Source organism: Prevotella sp. P5-126, from assembly GCF_002251185.1.
Taxonomy (GTDB): Bacteria; Bacteroidota; Bacteroidia; order Bacteroidales; family Bacteroidaceae; genus Prevotella.
In genome coordinates this window covers 92,220-110,301 of sequence record NZ_NPIZ01000067.1, presented here as the reverse complement: position 1 = coordinate 110,301, position 18,082 = coordinate 92,220, and the positions used below count along the sequence as shown (strand labels likewise).

Genomic DNA, 18,082 nt, shown 5'->3' with positions numbered 1-18,082 from the left:
TAATGTCTTTTATCAATTATTATGTATTATTATGCGCTAAGCATATAAAATCATTTTTTTTGTGTTTTTGCATACAATAATATCTATAATAGCGACGTTGAGGTAATGCTACGTATTGCAAACCTTATTACTTTTGTGCAAACAAAAACACATTCAAGATGATAATTAAAATTGAATTGCCGAAAGGAATTATGAAAGGTAGTGCGACACCAGGTAAACTATCCATCACGCTGGACAAGGCTCAAGCCGACTACCTCGTGACCCATACTGACTATGTGCCAGCATGTTTATCCACTGTGGCAACGACACTTTCAGAGTTTGTCGAAACACTTGTGGAACAGTTACGAACCAACAACAAAGAGCGCATACGCGAAACCTACGCATGCGCTGTGAATCGCTTCTTGCAATTTCGTGGTGGGCACGATATTGCCCTTGATGCCATTGGCAGTCAAGAAGTAGAAGCATTTGAAAGCCACTTGAAGCAGGCTGGACTTACGCTCAACACCGTGTCGTTCTACATGCGCGTGTTGCGAGCCATCTACAACAAAGCGGTGAGACAGCTGTCAATTACTGACAAACGACCCTTCGACCGAGTATTCACCGGATACCCACGCACTCCTAAGCGTGCGGTAGATATTGAGACCATTACTCTGGTGGCAGGATATCGCACCACCAATGCTGACGAAGCCTTGGCACGCGACCTGTTTCTGTTCAGTTTCTACACCCGTGGCATGTCGTTTGTGGATATTGCCAATCTACGGAGATGTGACATCCGCAACGGACACCTTATTTATAAAAGGTGCAAGACGGGGCAGGAACTGCAAGTGGCATGGCGTCCAGAGATGCAAACCATTGTGGATCGTCACCCCTCACTCGATGGCGATCACCTCTTGGGAGTGCTCAACAATGACGCAACACTCAAGTTGCGCCGCCAATACCAACAGCAACAAAGTAAAGTCAACTATCACTTAAAGCGCTTATCAATGCGTTTGGGACTATCCAAACCACTCACCATGTATGTTGCTCGCCACTCCTGGGCAACCATTGCCCGCGGTATGGACATCCCTGTCAGTGTGATCAGCGACAGTCTTGGTCATCACTCAGAAAAGACCACTCAGATTTATCTGAAGAGTATTGATGCCGACGTCATTGACCGTGCCAACGAAAAACTAATAGCCGCAGTAGAGAATAACGGCTAATAACCCCCTTCTGCCATAAAACCGTGCAGATTGGTATCAGGATGATAACCCACACTTAACTGCCTATCATCACGTCAACACCAAATTGACGAGTATATCAGTCTGCTCAAAAAAATATGCCAATAACAATACTTTTTGTTGACAGATGGGATAATTTCTAATCTCCGCACAGGAGATAATGGGGTTTTGTAAGAAATGTAGCATTTATATAATTGTTTAATTAATTTTTTTTAATCGTATGAACAAAAAGTATTTTAGCGTATTGCTGATGGGTGCGATGACCGTTGCAACCGTTGGCACTGTTACGTCTTGTAAGGACTACGATGATGACATTAGCAATCTGCAGGAGCAGATTGACAAATTGTCGGAGACCATCAAGAACATTCAGACGCAAATCAACAATGGTGCAATCCTCACCTCAGTAACTCCTACTGAAAACGGAATGACCATTACTCTGAATCAGAACGGTCAAACTAAAAACTACACTATTTCTAACGGTAAAGACGGTCAGAACGGTAAGTCTTGGAAGATTGGTGACAATGGTAACTGGTGGTACGACGAAGGTAACGGTTACGTTGACTCTAAATTCCCAGCACGTGGTGAAAATGGTAAGGATGGTGAAAACGGAACCAACGGTGAAAACGGTGCTGCCGGTGAGAACGGTAAGAATGGTAAATACTACGTTCCCAATCCAGAGACTGGTTGCTTCGACATCTACCAGGACGGTACGAAAGTTGAATCTACCAACATTCCTTACACTGCAACTGCAGAAAACGCTATCACCGCAACTTGGGAGAAGGGCGTGCTGACTCTCGTAGGTGTGAAAGACGCAGTTGATGGTAAGATCGTATTGAACCTGAACTCAGTACTCCGCGCAATGGTATTCAACCCATCTCACTATGTTGATGGTGTTGAGGCTATTGATCTCGCAACCTATAAGTATCAGCCTCTGGGCGTGAAGAAGGTTAACGCTGATGACGATTTCCTTGCTGATGCTCCTTTCTACGCTCTGCTTGCTGATGGTGTGACTGTAGAGTCTCCTCTCTACTTCGCTCCTGATATGAAGGCTTCTTATTTCCTGAACCCCTCTAACGCTGACGTTACTGAGGAAGCTAAGGACTATAAGTTCCTCATGAGCAGCGCTAAATATACAGACTTTACTCGTGCAGCTGCTACTTCTATCTTTACTGTGAAGAAGGTAGAGAACAAAGATGGTAAGCTGAACGTATCTGCAAAGTATGATGGTGAGGCTATCAAACAGTTGACATATGAAGGTTGGTCTGGTGAGAATCGCGAGATGACTCTCGTTGCTCTGCAATATACTAAGGACGACGCTACTGTAACTTCTGACTTCGCAACACTTACAACTTCAGATTACAGCAACGTACACATTCTTAGCGCTAAGTCAGTATATACCGACTGGCGTGCATGGTTGTTCACAAGTGCAACAAGCACAATTTATAGTGATCCTGCTACTAAAGCTGTACAGACTAGCTCTACTGAAGACGGTGTAACTCCTGTTGCAGAAGTTAAGTACGACAATGATAAGGGTATCGACCTTCGTTCTTTGATTCGCACTTCATGGTTTGTTAACGGTCATGGTTATACAACTGTAGAGACTGAAAACGCTACTGAAGAGAAAGTGAAGGAAGCTGGTTTCAAATATAGCTTCGAACTCGTAGGTTACCACACTGGTGTTAACTTGACTTCACAGAGTGCTCACGCTGCTATTGCTGCTGACGGTTACACCCTGCGTCCTCAGGCTGTTGACGATAACGGTAAGCAACAGGCTTACGGTGCTGCTCAGACTCGTGCCATCATCGGTCGCGAACCTCTGGTACGTGTTATCCTGAACGATACCGTTCACAACAAGATTGCTGCTGTTGCCTACATGAAGATTAAGATTGCAGAAAACGTAACTACTGCTGATCCAACTCAAATCACTAAGGACTTCGCTGACAACACTGCATTCACTCTGAACTGTGACGATGCTAACCCCGCCCTCAACAAGAAGGTGACTTGGTATGAAATCGAGAACAAGATTCTTGCTGACAATGAGGTTAACATGTCTAAGGTTGAATTCGAGGATACTTACCAGCTCGATGGTTCTGCAACTGACCTGACACAGTTCGACAAGAATACAATCAATGCTAACGCTATCAGTCCTAAGATTGGTAAGGTTATCGTTACTACCGCTGACGTTAACGGTACTATGACTCAGGTTCTCCAGTGGACAATGTCTGGAAACGAGGCTTACACACACTTCAACACAGCTGACGCTACTGGTAAGAAGCCAACTTCTATTAGCACATACGTTCGCTACACTTTGAAGCCTGGTAAGACTGCTCCTAACAAGTACATCTACGTGAAGTTCACTTGGACTCCTTCTGCTATCAACATCAATCCTGTTGCTAACTTCGGCAACGTGAACAAGATTCAGCAATCTTGGTATGCTGCGAATAACTTGACTGCAGGTACTGGTTACGATGAAATCCACGGTAACGTAGAGCAGATGGGTAAACCAACTTCTAACGACGAATTCAAGTTCGATATCAAGAACTCACTCGTTGGCAATAAGATTACCGTTGACAAGATGGCTGCTCCATACGACAAGTTGAACAGCACTGTAGCTGCAAATGCTAAGTTCACCTTCGTTGACGGTCACGATTTCTATGCAAGTGCTGACGGTCTGACTCTCTATGGAGACAAGGCTAAGACCTTCAAAATTGCTACTCTGACCGCTGATGGTGTTGTTGAAATGTCTAAGGATGCTAAGGCTCTTGTACTGCTCAACGCTTACAGTCCAAAGGAACTTGCTAACGTACTCACTGCACGTGTTGCTGTTAAGTCAAGCCTCTGCTGGGGTGCTGGCATCAAGATCAACAACAACGAGTTCGACGTGAAGTTCATCCGTCCTATCTCTGTTGAGAGCGCTACTGCTGAGTTCACCGACGCTGTTGCTACAACATCTAAGGTTAACCTGACCTTCAAGAACTGGAACGGCTTCGACTTCACCGATCCTAACCGTGCATTCCCTTCTACCGACTACTTCGCTTACTACAAGGTTTCTAAGATCGAGTTGGATACTGACAATGCAACTACCGACTTGAACGGTAATTCTAATGATCTGCTGAAGAAAGTAACCAGTCTGATTGAACTGAAGTACACCGCTCCTACTGAGAATCCTATCCAGGCTAACAAGTACGGTACGCTGACTTACAACAACAACGGTCTGACCGTTGGTACCTTCCACATTACTATCCCTGCTAAGATCACTTACGAATGGGGTGTTTTGAATACTGAGGTTGTTGTTACAGTCAAGGAATCACAAGTTGCAAGAACTGTAAGAAAGTAACAGTTAAATACTTTTTCATATAAATCAAGAGGGAGGGCAGGCATGGCTGAGACAGCACGTGCCTGCCTTTTTTAAACTCAAATTGGTCATTAGGTTAATATACATGACAAACCTTTTCGGTCTAATGACCGATTTGGGTTCATTTACAATGTAAAATCAAGATAATATGAAACATTTATTCAATAAAGGTCAAGTCCTCACGATGGCTGTCGCACTCGTTGTGTTGATGGCTGTCGGATGCAAACAAAACAAACCCGAACCAAAGGAAACCGGTTTTGAACTGGCTCTGACCAATGCCGACTCTGCGGCTGTGGTGCAACTCGTAGATCAATTCTTTGGATATGCTGAACACGGTGGCTACACCGATGCGGCTGCCATGATTCATAAGGCATACAACAATCCGGATTCGGTCTATCTCGAACCAGAGCCACTCGACAACCAACAGCTCAACCGCATGATTGGCATGCTGAAGAGCTTGAAGATCAAGAGCCACCATATCGACTACATCAAGTTTAATCAGACTTACCTCAACGAGGTGAAGTGCACGGCCTTCCTCACCGATAAGACTGAAGGTCCTGATGTGATCAAAACGGTGTTCTATTTCAAACCTGTAGATTATATGGGCGCATGGAAACTCTGTATGATGGATTCTCATTCGGGCGACCATACGGTCATTGACGGCGATAAGCGCGACTCGATGACAAATACCTATCAGCAGGAAATGAGGGAGAAAAACCTCAAAAAACTGAAATCAACAAATTCACACAAGTAAAAAAGAAGAAACAATGAAACCTGTTAAAACATTATTAGCCGCTGCACTGATGGCTACCGGCATGGCTACTGCCCATGCACAAACTACTTATACTGATCGTGACGGAAACGAATATCAGTTTAAGAAACATTGGTTCCTCGATGTTCAGGCTGGTGGACAATACACCCTGGGAGAAGCTAAATTCGGTGATCTCCTGTCGCCAAACTTCCAAGGAGCTATCGGATATCAGTTCTCGCCAGTAGTTGGAGTGCGCGCACAAGCCAACGGTCTGTGGAGCCGCGGCGGATGGGCTGGCTTCCGCGCAAAGGTGGGAGACAAACCCTACAACGCTACTTATAAATATAAATATGTGGCTCCGGGACTCGATGTGATGGTCAATCTCTCTAACCTCTTCTGCGGTTGGAATCCTATGCGCACACTGAACGTGAGTGCTTTCCTCGGTGGAGGCATCAACTGGGCAGGTGGCAATGGAGAGGTCAACAATATTGCTGCTACGCTCAAAAACGTGGATGACTACAATCTGGAGTATCTCTGGCAAGGTAAAAAGGTGCGTCCTTTCGGTCGTGCAGGTGTGGATGTGGCTATTCGCATCAACAATACACTGAGCTTTATGGTAGAGGGTAACGCCAATATCATCAGCGATAAGTATAACTCAAAGAAGGCTGGAAATGCCGACTGGTACTTTAATGCACTGGCAGGAGTGCGCATCAATTTGGGCAAAAGCTATACTAAACGCCAGAAACCTCAGGTGATTGAAACTCAGCCACAGCAAGTTGTGGAACCCGCTCCCCAGACAGTGGCTCCTGTAGAACAGCCTAAAGCTGAAACCGTAGAGGTGAAGAAGGTGGAAGAAATACGTCGCGACGTATTCTTTGTCATCAATTCAAAAGTTGTTGCCAAGGCTGAACAGGATAAAATCAAGGAAGTGGTTGATTTCCTCAACTCTTATCCTGAAGCAAAGGTGACCGTTACTGGATATGCTGATGCAGGAACTGGAAACAATACCATCAACGACCGTCTCGCTGCTCAGCGTGCCAATGCTGTTGTTAAAGTGCTGACCGAACAGTATGGTATTGCCAAAGCCCGTATCACTTCTGATTCAAAGGGCGCACGTGTGCAGCCGTTTGCTGAAAACGACAAAAACCGTGTGTCTATTGTGATTGCGAAATAATAAACAGATATAAATAGTTAGAGCATTGAATACTTCTGCAATCATTTTCTGTGTTTTTTTAGGATACTTCGTTTTAGTGGGTATCTGTATTGTCCTGATACTAAAACTTCTGGCTGATAGAAATAAGCGGAAACTTGAATAACAGGACAGAAACAATTATTAAAAGTGGTTGGGACTGCGATTGCCAATAGGCAACGCAGTCCTTTTTAGGTATTCTTTACCATAAAGCCACTTTTCCTGCAGTACCTAAATCAACGGTTGCAGTTACTACACCAAGAGCCTTAAATACTCTTCTCATAGTAGGTATAGTTATGCTGTAACCTTTTTCTAATCGAGAGATTTGTGCTCTTTTCACACCAATACGTTCACCCAGTTGTTCTTGGGTCAAGTTCTGCTCTATACGAGCTTTCTTGATGGCTTCTCCCAAACGGCAAGCATGTAAAGCTTCGTCCACGTCACTTTCAAAAGCGTCACGTTTCGGAGTGCCAACTTTTCCAAAGTGCTTGTCAAGCACATCGTCCAATGGAGTAAGATTCATCTGTGCCATAATCATTTGTTTTTAAAATATTCTTTTCTAATAGCTTCTGCTTTCGCAATTTCCTTGCTTGGCGTTTTTTGGGTTTTCTTGATGATTCCGTGAGTGGCAATTACCAATGTTTCTTTTTCTTTGTCCCAAAAAGCAAATAAACGATAAGCAGTTTTGTTGTACAATGTACGAAATTCCCATATTTCCGAGTTTTCCAACTTTTTGAAAAGTTCCTTGTTGCGTTCTCCACCTGCAACACGCTTGATGTTTTAGTAGATCTTGTAAGATACTGCTTCGGGTAAACTTTCAATAAAGTTTTGTGCCTCGTCAGTTAAGACAAGACGGAAGATGTTTTGTGCCATACATTCTCAATTTGCTGCAAAGATAGATATTATGTTTCATAAACAAGAAACATTTTGGACTTAAATGTATCTTATAGCTCATTTTTAACATTTTGAAAGCGAGAAAATGCACATAAAGAACTTATAATGGTTGAATTGGAATAAAGAAATATCCAACTTGTAAATAGATATGATTTTCGTTAATCCACTTAATTGTGTACCTCTATTAGAGGTGAGAAGATTACAAAACTGTTTATTTTAAGCTATTCTGCAGGTTTCAGCGTATTTTTATCATAAGATCATTCTGGTATTTAGTTTATGACTCCGTCTTTGTAATGTATTATGGAAATATGTTTACTTGCGTAATACGTTCTGCATTCATTACTCTATTACAGTTTTACAGTTTTACAGTTTTTGAAAAGCAAAAACGATGGTTTTATAGCGGTTTTACGGGTTGGGAACCATGAAAAACGACTCAATTAGACCAAAAAATCGTTTTTGAAAACTGTAAAACTGTAAAACTGTAATGGAGCGGGAAATGTAGTCATGGTACTATTTTATTACATTGCTATACTAATTGCGCTGCTGTGGCACTGTGTGTTTCATCGACTCATGGCTGTGGTGCTTCCGTAGTAAGTCCCAAGTGAGTCCGCAGTAAGTCCCAATAAATTACGGTCGGAATGGGAGAAAGAGGGGAGATGCGGCGAACTGAAAAGGAATGTAGTTCTGATGAAGTAACGGTCAGACTACATGAAACTCATCGGCAGAAACATATTTTACTAAGGAAAAAGCAAAAAAATAAGTGCCGCAAACCATCGTAGTTTGCAACACTCTCACTGTGTTGGGGTACCCGGATTCGAACCAGGAAAGGCAGGACCAGAATCTGCAGTGTTACCATTACACCATACCCCAATGCCTTAATTGCGGATGCAAAGGTACGGCTTTTTTTTGAAACAACAAAAAAAAACGCGATTTTTTTCTAAAAAACTGCAAAAAAACAGCATAATAAGCACTATTATCAAGAAATAAACTTATCTTTGCAATTCAAATAGAATAAAAATGGAACAATCGACACAACTCGTAGAAACTATAATAAAAGGAATACAAGAGAAAAAAGGTAAAGACATCGTGGTGGCTGACTTGCAACACATTGAAGGCACCATCTGCAAATATTTCGTAATATGCCAAGGTGCATCACCTACACAGGTGGATGCTATTGCGGACTCGGTGGCGGAAACCGTCAGAAAGGAACTCGCAGAGAAACCTATTGCGGTGGCTGGAACGGAAGCGGCACAGTGGGTGGCTATCGACTTTGCCGATGTCATGGTGCACGTGTTTCTGCCGGACGTGAGAGAGTACTACGATTTGGAACATCTCTGGGACGATGCTGACGTGAAACACCTTCCCGACTTAGACTGACATTGAAACAATGACGGCCCCCATGCGGCGGGCCATATATTATATATAAGGTATGAACGATAATCAAAAGAAAGAACCTAACATGAATATGCCACGCTTCAATATGAGCTGGCTTTATGGACTTGTCATCATTGGCATTGCCATCGCAATGTTCACACAGGGTGGCTCTTCATCCAGCGTCAACATAAAACGAACATACACCCAGTTTCAGACTATGGTGATGAAAGGATATGCCCAGAAGATTGTGGTCAATAAAAACAAGGATGTACTTCACATGTATCCTAAAAAGGAACACCTGAGAGATGTTTTCAACGGTGGTGTGAAACAAGTGGGACAGAACCCTACTGTGGAAGTGGAAATCGGTTCTGTGGAACAAGTGGAACGCTTTGTGGAGCAGGCGCGGGCACAGAAGAAATTCAGTGGCGACTTCTCATACGACAATGAACAGGACAGTGCACTGCTTCATACTATATTCATCAATGTCTTGCCATTGGTGATTATTGTGGCTATTTGGATATTCATCATGCGCCGTATGAGCGGTGGCAAAGGAGGAAGCGGAGGAATATTCAATGTAGGAAAGTCAAAGGCTCAGATGTATGAAAAGGGCGGTGAACTGAACATTACCTTTAAAGATGTGGCTGGTCAAGCCGGGGCAAAACAGGAAATGCAAGAGATTGTGGATTTCCTCAAAAACCCACAGAAATATACTGAACTGGGAGGAAAAATACCCAAGGGCGCACTGCTCGTAGGCCCTCCAGGAACGGGTAAGACGCTGCTTGCCAAAGCCGTGGCGGGCGAAGCTGGCGTGCCGTTCTTCTCTATGAGTGGAAGTGACTTCGTAGAGATGTTTGTGGGTGTGGGGGCCAGTCGTGTGCGCGACCTCTTCCAACAAGCTAAGCAAAAGGCTCCTTGCATCATCTTCATCGACGAGATTGACGCCGTGGGACGTGCCCGCTCGAAAAATCCATCAATGGGTGGAAACGATGAACGTGAGAATACGCTCAATGCGCTGCTCACGGAGATGGACGGATTTGGTACCAACAGCGGAATTATTACGCTGGCAGCCACCAACCGTGCGGATATGCTCGACTCGGCACTGCTGCGTGCAGGACGCTTCGATAGACAGATTCATGTGGATCTGCCCGATTTGAACGAACGCAAGGAGGTGTTTATGGTACACCTCAGACCATTGAAACTCGACGATACTGTAGATGTGGACTTCTTGGCACGTCAGACTCCAGGATTCTCTGGCGCTGATATTGCTAATGTGTGCAACGAAGCTGCCCTGATTGCAGCGCGCCACAATAGCCATAGAGTGGGCAAGCAGGATTTCCTTGATGCGGTTGACCGCATCATCGGAGGATTGGAAAAGAAAACCAAAATCATGACCAACGAGGAAAAACGCTCGATCGCTATACACGAAGCGGGTCACGCTACCATATCATGGTTTACAGAACATGCTAACCCACTCGTCAAAGTGAGCATCGTGCCACGTGGCGGAGCACTGGGCGCTGCATGGTATCTGCCCGAAGAGCGCGTAATCCAAACCAAGGAGGCTATGCTCGATGAGATGTGCTCACTGTTGGGCGGACGCGCGGCAGAGGAACTCTTCATCGGACATATCTCTACTGGAGCGATGAACGATCTGGAACGCACTACCAAACAGGCTTATGGCATGATTGCCTATGCCGGTATGGGTGACAAATTGCCCAATATCTGCTATTACAACAATAGCGAATACCAGTTCCAGCGTCCTTACTCTGAAACGACCGCTAAGGTGATGGACGATGAGGTGCTGAAGATGATCAACGAACAATATGACCGTGCCAAGCAGATTCTCAGCGAACATAAGGAAGGACATGCTCAATTGGCTCAGCTACTGATAGAGCGTGAGGTGATATTCGCAGAGGATGTGGAGAAAATATTCGGCAAGCGCCCATGGGCCAGTCGTGCAGAAGAATTGCTTGAGGCTCAGCAGCGTGCGGAAGCAGAGCGCATGGCAGAGGAACGTGGCAAGCGACTGGAGGCTGAGGCTGCACTGAAAGCACAACAAGAGAATAATGCCACACCAGTGGATGACAACGATACGGATAATCACAACAAAGAAGAAAATCAATGAAAAACTTTATAGTAAGAGCCATTACCGGTATATTATTTGTGGCTGCCATTGTGGCAAGTTTTCTGCGCCCTGAAGCTATGGTGCTGCTCTTCGCATTCATCACCGGACTCACTATATGGGAGTTTGGAGGACTGGTAAATCAGCGCGAAGGGGTGGCCATCAATCGCTTCATCACTACTGTGGCTGGCGTGTATTTCTTCCTTGCCATGACTTTCTTCTGTAGCGATGTCTATGGAGGAATGGCAAAATCGGTGGTGTTTATCCCTTATCTGGTGACGGTCATCTATCTTATCGTTGCAGAACTCTATCTGAAACAAACTGATCCAATCAACGACTGGGCATATACGATGTTCTCACAGATGTATATTGCACTGCCGTTCTCACTGCTTAATGTGTTGGCATTTAATGCAACACCAGAGGGAATCGTGATGTTTAATCCCATACTGCCACTGTCGGTATTTGTCTTCTTGTGGATGAACGACACGGGTGCCTACTGCGTGGGCTCGCTACTTGGACGTCACAAACTCTTCCCAAGAGTATCGCCAGGAAAATCATGGGAAGGAAGTATCGGTGGATGTGTCGTAGTATTGGCTGTGGCATGGGTCATTGCTAAGTATGTAGATAACGGGCAGTTGTTGGGCATGACGTCGATGCTGGCCACATGGGAATGGCTCGGATTAGGACTCGTCGTTGTAGTGTTTGGTACCTGGGGCGATTTGGTGGAGAGCCTGTTTAAACGCACCATGGGTATCAAGGACAGTGGCAATATACTGCCAGGACATGGAGGAATGCTCGACCGCTTCGACTCTTCGCTCTTGGCTATTCCTGCGGCTGTGGTCTATCTCTACACCATCTCTTTGTTCTGAACCAATTTCTCCTAACAATAACAAAACAGAAAACTAATGATGAATAAACACTTTCCGGCAGCATTGAAAACGCTTTTTCTTGCTGTCGTTATGCTTATGGCAGCTGCAACAGTTAAGGCTGCAGACCCCGTAAAACAGTATGGACAGTTGCAAGTGAAAGGTGCACAACTCTGTGACCAACAAGGAAACCCTGTTATCCTGCGTGGCGTCAGTCTGGGATGGCATAATCTCTGGCCACGATTCTATAACAAACAGGTAGTGAAGACCCTCAAGACGGATTGGAATGCTTCGGTCATTCGTGCCGCTATGGGAATACTGATAGAAGACAATTACTTGGAGAATCCAGATTTCGCTATGCAGTGCATGACACCGGTCATTGAGTCGGCTATCAAGAATAATGTCTATGTCATCATCGACTGGCACAGCCATAACCTCAAAACTGCTGAGGCTAAAGACTTCTTCGGTCGTATGGCGCAGCGCTACGGCAAGTATCCGCACGTCATCTACGAGATATATAACGAACCTGTGGAAGATACATGGGCTGACCTGAAGAAGTATGCTACTGAGGTGATTTTCGAAATCAGAAAGTATGACCCTGATAATATTGTCCTCGTAGGTTGCCCACACTGGGATCAGGATATCCATTTGGTGGCTGAGAGTCCATTGCAGGGTTTCAATAATATCATGTACACCGTACATTTCTATGCAGCCACACACGGCGACTATCTGCGTGAGCGAACAGAAGAGGCTGTAAAGAAAGGAATCCCCGTGTTTATCTCTGAAAGTGGTGCTACTGAAGCCAGTGGTGATGGAAAGATTGACCCTGTGAGTGAAGAACAATGGATTCAGATGTGTGAAAGACTTGGCATCAGTTGGGTATGCTGGTCTATCAGCGACAAAAACGAGAGTTGCTCAATGCTCTTGCCACGTGCTACTGCCACCGGTCCTTGGCCCGACGATGTCATCAAGGAGTATGGCAAACTGGTGAAAGGATTGCTTTGGAAATACAATAAATAATATTCCCATTGCCAAATGAAGTGTAGTGGGATGAATCTGTTTGATGAGGATTATTCTGTCTGAGCCGATATTCTGATTAATGATGATGAATACAAAAATAGGAAAGAGCGACGACCCCGCTGGGCTGTCGCTCTTTCTTGAATAAAAAAAGGACTAATGAATATCGCTGTCTGTTGCAATTTCGAAATGGAGAAGTCACTCACTCTTTACTTCTCCTTTCGGTTCTGTGGGTAGCAGATTCACATCTGTAAGAAACAGAACTATAATAATATCCTTTTGTGTTTTTATACTTCGCTTTTGTGCTATACCACGCTTGGTGAGAATACGAACAACGAAGGTCATCAAGTGAATGCACCGGTAACTAACAGAAAGATCAGTGCTTCATGGTGTAAAATCTTCAAAATAGTCATTCATGTAGTGTTTATGAGTCGGGTTGATTGATTCGTTATGGGAACTTCTATCCCGGCGCATCCATCCTGTTGACGATTGCAAAATTACAGTAATATACTGCAATATACAAATTTACAGCACCTTAAATATAGTCAAAAACACAATAAATTATCAAATTTTTACCTAAAAAACGGTCAATCTCAAACTTTTTTCGTAATTTTGTCAACGATATCAATGTAGTAATTACCAACCCACCCCAGACCATTATGTATAGTAACGACGATATGTCATTCAGAGCGGATTTTGAACCGTTCGTTCAAATGGCCAAGAAATTCTTCCATAGGGAGAAAAACTATCTTGACACACAACGCCAGCTGATTACCTGCTGGTACACGTTCCTACTTTCCATTGGATTGGTTGCCAATCTGATGGAACTGACTGGTCCTACAAGTGAATTTTTTAAGTATAGCAATGGAACATTGTTGGCTCTTACTTGGATCTGGTTTGTTGGATATGCACTGCAATGGTTTCGTGTCAATACAGTAGTAAGGCTCATGACACTCACCACACTGGTGGTGATGACTACAAATGCTATCTATGGAGCTATTGTGCCAGATATGCAACACATGCATGTGGTTATCCTTATACAAATGATAGTGCTATTGGGAAATATCACTTTCTCACTTGCTACGTATCAGACCATGTTTTCACTTATTAATATAGGTGTATCGATATTGGCGTATGTATTGTGTGCACTATTTACCAACGATCCGATGATGATACAGAGTCTGGCTATCGTGGTGCTGACTTTGCTCTATACAGGAGTACTTGGTGTGCATATTTCCAGCAATGCGGAACGACTGCAGAAGGAAAACACGATGATGAAACACGATGAAGCGGAATTACTGCACATCTTGCGACTCAATAAGAAACAAGTGAAATCGTATATCAGACTGGCAAGGGCTGAATACACGGAAGACCAAACACGGTTGCTGTTGGCACAGTTTGATGAAACAACGCAGCGACATATAATTGCCAATGTGACGCGATTCATACGTGCTGAGGCTTCAGTTAGCCAGCGCATTGAGAAGGCTTTCCCCGAACTGACACCTTCTGAGCGACGTATAGTACAGCTTATTCTGCGTGACAGAAAACTCAGCGATCTTTGCTCGCTACTCAATAAAACGGAGTCGAATATCAATACCCAACGTGCTAATATCCGCAGAAAGCTGGGACTTCAGCCGAAAGACAATCTCAAAGATAAACTCGAAGAACGCATGAGGGGGTATGTAGATATTCAGGATATCATGGTAAGGTGATGACAAAAAACAAATTGTAGGAGATTTATACTTTTTATGTGCGTTATGTAGTTTTTTCTGGCGATTTATTTGCAGATTAAAAGAAAATGATTACTTTTGTACCCGAATAATCATTTAAACAAAAAAAGACAATGACAATATTTGTATCTACAGCATGGTGGTGGCGCAACTCAAGATTGAAAGAATCGTGAGTCGAACAGCCGTGTGGATACTTAAAGAATAAACAAGAGGCCTGTCGTTCTTACGATGGGCCTCTTTTCTTTATAGATAACAAACATAAAATGAATAATAAAAGGAGAATAACATCATGGAAATGAAAGACATTTTGAACAGAATGTTGAATCACGAGGCGCTGACTCGTGAAGAAACGAAGAACATCATTGTGGGAATCACACAAAGCGAATTTCCTGAAGAACAGATTATCGCACTGCTCACTGCACTGCAAATGCGTGGCGTGACAGTGGATGAATTGCTGGGATTTCGTGACGGTATTTTAGCAACGGGTGTACCTGCTATCCTCGATTGCGACAGATATATTGATGTGGTGGGAACTGGTGGTGACCGCAAAAATACGTTTAATATTTCAACGACTTCGTGCTTCGTTATTGCCGGTGCTGGCTATAAGGTGGCAAAACATGGTAACTTTGCAGCCACATCGGTAAGCGGCGCATCGAATGTTATCAGAAACCATGGTGTGGATTTTACCGATGATATCGATAAACTCAATCGAAGCATCAACGAGGCTGGTGTCGTATATCTACACGCCCAACTCTTTGCCATGGCCATGAAATTTGTCGGTCCTATCCGCAAGGCATTGCAGTTTCCTACAGTATTCAACCTATTAGGTCCGTTGGTCAATCCCAGTCAGCCCAAGTGTCAGTTGCTCGGTGTTGCCAATCTCGACCAGATGCGACTCTACCGTCAGGTATATCAGAAAATTGGAATCGACTATGGTATCGTCAATAGTATTGATGGTTACGATGAAATATCACTGACTGGCGACTTTAAAGTGACTACCAACGACTATGAACGGGTGTTCCGGCCTGAAGATCTTGGCTTTGCTGTTGCAAGTCCGGAAGAACTTAAAGGTGGTGCTACAGAGGAAGAGGCGAAGGAAATATTCGATGCTGTACTTGAAAACCGTGCTTTGCCCGCACAAAAGAATATTGTACTTGCCAATGCTGCCTTTGGTATTCAAGTCATGGAAAAGGGTAGTAAGAGCATTGAGGAATGTATAGATATTGCCCGTGAGAGTATTGACAGTGGAAAAGCTCTTGCTACATTCCGTAAGTTTGTGGAACTCAACCGCAATTGATGCTATGGATATTCTGGAAGAGATCATCGCCCATAAGCGAATTGAGAATGAGCGCAACCGCCAAATTTTGCCATTAAGGAAACTTGCTACTGAGGTCGATCGGCTGATGGAAAGCAAAGGACAGCAGGCAGAGGGTGGCAGTATGCGTAAAGCGCTTATAGATTCTACTTCGGGCATTATTGCCGAGTTCAAGCGTCGTTCACCATCTAAAGGTTGGATACACCAGTCGGCACTGGCAACAGAGGTTCCCCTCTCGTATCAACAGCATGGTGCTGCCGCTTTGAGTATCTTGACCGATGAGACTTATTTTGGCGGTAACGACTCGTTTATTGTTGATGCGAGACAGAGTGGGGTAACTATCCCTGTGCTTTACAAGAATTTTGTGATTGACGAATACCAGTTGTTACAAGCTCGTCGCTGTGGAGCTTCTGCCGTATTGCTAATAGCTGCAGCCATCGACCATGATACTTGCAGTCAACTGTGTCGTGAAGCTCACAATTTAGGAATGGAAGTGTTGTTGGAGATGCATGGTGAGCGCGACCTCGATTATGCCGACCTCGCTCCTGATCTTTACGGTATCAACAATCGTAATCTGGGAAGTTTTGTGACTGATGTGGAAAACAGTTTTCACATGGCAAGCCGTTTACCAAAAGAAGGATGCAAGGTCAGCGAAAGTGGACTCTCCAATCCCGAAACGGTCAATAGCCTTCGACTTGCCGGCTATCGCGGATTTCTAATGGGTGAACAGTTTATGAAACAAGAACATCCAGGACTTGCTCTTGATGCGTTTATCAAAGATTTGGCACGATGATCGTTAAAGTATGTGGTATGCGCGATGCCGATAATATCCGTCAAGTAGCCCAGTTGGGTATTCATATGATGGGATTCATCTTCTATCAGAAATCTCCCCGTTGCGTCAGTCGTCCTGTATCACGTTGTGAGGCGGATGCCGGTGTGGAGCGTATTGGTGTATTTGTTAATGATTCGGTAATGCATATTCTGCAATGTATCAATGATTACAACCTCAATGGCGTGCAACTTCATGGTCAAGAGACACCGGAATTTTGTCGTCAGCTGAAAGCGAATGGGGTGGAATTGCTACTCAAAGCTGTCAGTGTGGCATCTGTCAACGACTTGAAACAATGTGGCTCATACGATGGAATTGTAGATTACTTCGTATTCGATACAAAGACTCCAGATTATGGAGGTAGTGGAAAATGTTTTGACTGGGAGGTGTTGCGTCATTACAAGGGAACTACACCTTTCCTATTGAGTGGCGGACTTGGCATGCACAACACCGAAGAGCTACTCCGCTTCCAACATCCACGATGGTGTGGTATCGATCTCAATAGTTGTTTTGAAGTAGCACCTGGTCATAAAGATGTGGCGCTACTCAAGCAATATCTGCAAACTGTTCGCGAAATATTGTGATATACATTAATAATAAATAAGGAGTTGGTACTCCGACAACATCGACAAGAATAAAAAACAATGAACAAGATAAATCAACTTTTCCAAAATGCCAGTCAGCGCAAACTGCTATCGTTGTATTTCTGTGCAGGCTGTCCAGATATTGACAATACAGCAGATGTCATCAAGACCATGCAGCGTCGTGGCATCGATATGATAGAAGTGGGTATGCCCTTTAGTGACCCATTGGCAGATGGTCCTGTCATTCAGAGTGCTGGTACTGTAGCATTGAAAAACGGAATGACACTCGATCTGCTGTTGCGCCAGTTGGCTGCCATCAAGGATGAAGTCACAATACCCCTGGTATTGATGGGTTATCTGAATCCCGTTATGCACATGGGATATGAAACCTATTTCAGTCGTTGTGCTGAAAGTGGTATCAGTGGAACCATCATTCCTGATCTGCCTTTCGATGATTATCTGAATGTGGTCAAACCTATTGCCGACCGTTATGACATTCGAGTTATCATGATGATTACACCTGAAACCAGTGAAGAGCGCATTCGATTCATCGATGAACATACTGACGGTTTTATTTATATGGTCAGTTCGGCTGCCATTACTGGTGCGCAAAACAGTTTCGATGAGGCTAAACTTGCCTATTTCAACCGCATCAATAATATGCATTTGCGCAATCCGCGCATGATAGGGTTTGGCATCAGCAACAAACAGACCTTAGAGAGTGCGCAACAGAATGCAGCAGGAGCTATTATCGGTAGCAAGTTTGTGACGCTACTCAGAGAAACTGGTAATGCCAATCAAGCACTCGATGCACTCTATGAAGCTCTTCAAAAATAAAACAG

14 protein-coding genes, 1 tRNA gene and 1 pseudogene are annotated in these 18,082 nt (G+C 44.2%); 13 read left to right on the top strand and 3 right to left on the bottom strand.

Features of this window, described 5'->3' with window-relative positions:
* Nucleotides 1-158 precede the first annotated feature (158 nt).
* The 4 genes from CIK90_RS07725 to CIK90_RS07710 all read left to right on the top strand — a co-directional run bounded on the left by CIK90_RS07725 (nt 159) and on the right by CIK90_RS07710 (nt 6,497).
* Nucleotides 159-1,199 carry a site-specific integrase gene (locus CIK90_RS07725; protein WP_094464782.1) on the top strand — a complete coding sequence of 347 codons (1,041 nt, stop codon included), beginning with the start codon at nt 159-161 and terminating at the stop codon, nt 1,197-1,199.
* A gap of 238 nt (nt 1,200-1,437) precedes the next feature.
* The gene (locus tag CIK90_RS07720; RefSeq protein WP_094464780.1) at nt 1,438-4,554 is read left to right on the top strand and encodes a hypothetical protein; all 3,117 of its coding nucleotides are present in this window, start codon (nt 1,438-1,440) and stop codon (nt 4,552-4,554) included.
* Nucleotides 4,555-4,720: 166 nt separating this feature from the next.
* Nucleotides 4,721-5,326, top strand: coding sequence for a hypothetical protein (locus tag CIK90_RS07715; protein ID WP_094464778.1), 606 nt, complete (start codon nt 4,721-4,723; stop codon nt 5,324-5,326).
* 13 nt (nt 5,327-5,339) lie between these two features.
* On the top strand, nt 5,340-6,497 hold the full coding sequence (locus tag CIK90_RS07710) for an OmpA family protein (RefSeq protein WP_094440178.1): 1,158 nt from the start codon (nt 5,340-5,342) through the stop codon (nt 6,495-6,497).
* A gap of 217 nt (nt 6,498-6,714) precedes the next feature.
* Here the strand turns inward: CIK90_RS07710 and CIK90_RS07705 are convergent, their stop codons facing one another.
* From CIK90_RS07705 to CIK90_RS07695, 3 genes and pseudogenes are all read right to left on the bottom strand, one after another.
* Nucleotides 6,715-7,044: a helix-turn-helix transcriptional regulator gene (locus tag CIK90_RS07705; protein ID WP_094434324.1), complete on the bottom strand. Its 330-nt coding sequence runs from the start codon at nt 7,042-7,044 to the stop codon at nt 6,715-6,717.
* Between the two features lie 2 nt (nt 7,045-7,046).
* A pseudogene (locus tag CIK90_RS07700) lies at nt 7,047-7,385 on the bottom strand (type II toxin-antitoxin system RelE/ParE family toxin).
* An 820-nt stretch (nt 7,386-8,205) separates the two neighbouring features.
* Nucleotides 8,206-8,276 (bottom strand) — tRNA-Gln (locus CIK90_RS07695).
* Nucleotides 8,277-8,423: 147 nt separating this feature from the next.
* Between CIK90_RS07695 and rsfS the strand changes: the two genes are divergently transcribed.
* The 9 genes from rsfS (at nt 8,424) to trpA (ending at nt 18,077) form a co-directional block, all read left to right on the top strand.
* Complete coding sequence (rsfS, locus tag CIK90_RS07690) at nt 8,424-8,783, top strand: ribosome silencing factor (protein ID WP_094390525.1); 360 nt, start codon at nt 8,424-8,426, stop codon at nt 8,781-8,783.
* A gap of 52 nt (nt 8,784-8,835) precedes the next feature.
* Nucleotides 8,836-10,902 carry an ATP-dependent zinc metalloprotease FtsH gene (gene ftsH / locus CIK90_RS07685; RefSeq protein ID WP_094464776.1) on the top strand — a complete coding sequence of 689 codons (2,067 nt, stop codon included), beginning with the start codon at nt 8,836-8,838 and terminating at the stop codon, nt 10,900-10,902.
* On the top strand, nt 10,899-11,768 hold the full coding sequence (locus CIK90_RS07680; protein WP_094464774.1) for a phosphatidate cytidylyltransferase: 870 nt from the start codon (nt 10,899-10,901) through the stop codon (nt 11,766-11,768). The genes ftsH and CIK90_RS07680 overlap by 4 nt, the downstream gene beginning before the upstream one ends.
* A 63-nt stretch (nt 11,769-11,831) precedes the next feature.
* The gene (locus CIK90_RS07675) at nt 11,832-12,785 is read left to right on the top strand and encodes a glycoside hydrolase family 5 protein (protein ID WP_094390551.1); all 954 of its coding nucleotides are present in this window, start codon (nt 11,832-11,834) and stop codon (nt 12,783-12,785) included.
* Between the two features lie 710 nt (nt 12,786-13,495).
* Nucleotides 13,496-14,494: a hypothetical protein gene (locus tag CIK90_RS07670; protein WP_094390522.1), complete on the top strand. Its 999-nt coding sequence runs from the start codon at nt 13,496-13,498 to the stop codon at nt 14,492-14,494.
* Between the two features lie 313 nt (nt 14,495-14,807).
* Nucleotides 14,808-15,809, top strand: a complete 1,002-nt coding sequence (trpD, locus tag CIK90_RS07665) for an anthranilate phosphoribosyltransferase (RefSeq protein ID WP_094464790.1) — start codon at nt 14,808-14,810, stop codon at nt 15,807-15,809.
* A 4-nt stretch (nt 15,810-15,813) separates the two neighbouring features.
* Complete coding sequence (locus CIK90_RS07660) at nt 15,814-16,620, top strand: indole-3-glycerol phosphate synthase TrpC (protein ID WP_094464772.1); 807 nt, start codon at nt 15,814-15,816, stop codon at nt 16,618-16,620.
* Nucleotides 16,617-17,240, top strand: a complete 624-nt coding sequence (locus CIK90_RS07655; protein WP_094447147.1) for a phosphoribosylanthranilate isomerase — start codon at nt 16,617-16,619, stop codon at nt 17,238-17,240. The genes CIK90_RS07660 and CIK90_RS07655 overlap by 4 nt, the downstream gene beginning before the upstream one ends.
* A gap of 60 nt (nt 17,241-17,300) precedes the next feature.
* Nucleotides 17,301-18,077, top strand: a complete 777-nt coding sequence (trpA, locus tag CIK90_RS07650; RefSeq protein WP_094390519.1) for a tryptophan synthase subunit alpha — start codon at nt 17,301-17,303, stop codon at nt 18,075-18,077.
* Nucleotides 18,078-18,082: the final 5 nt, after the last annotated feature.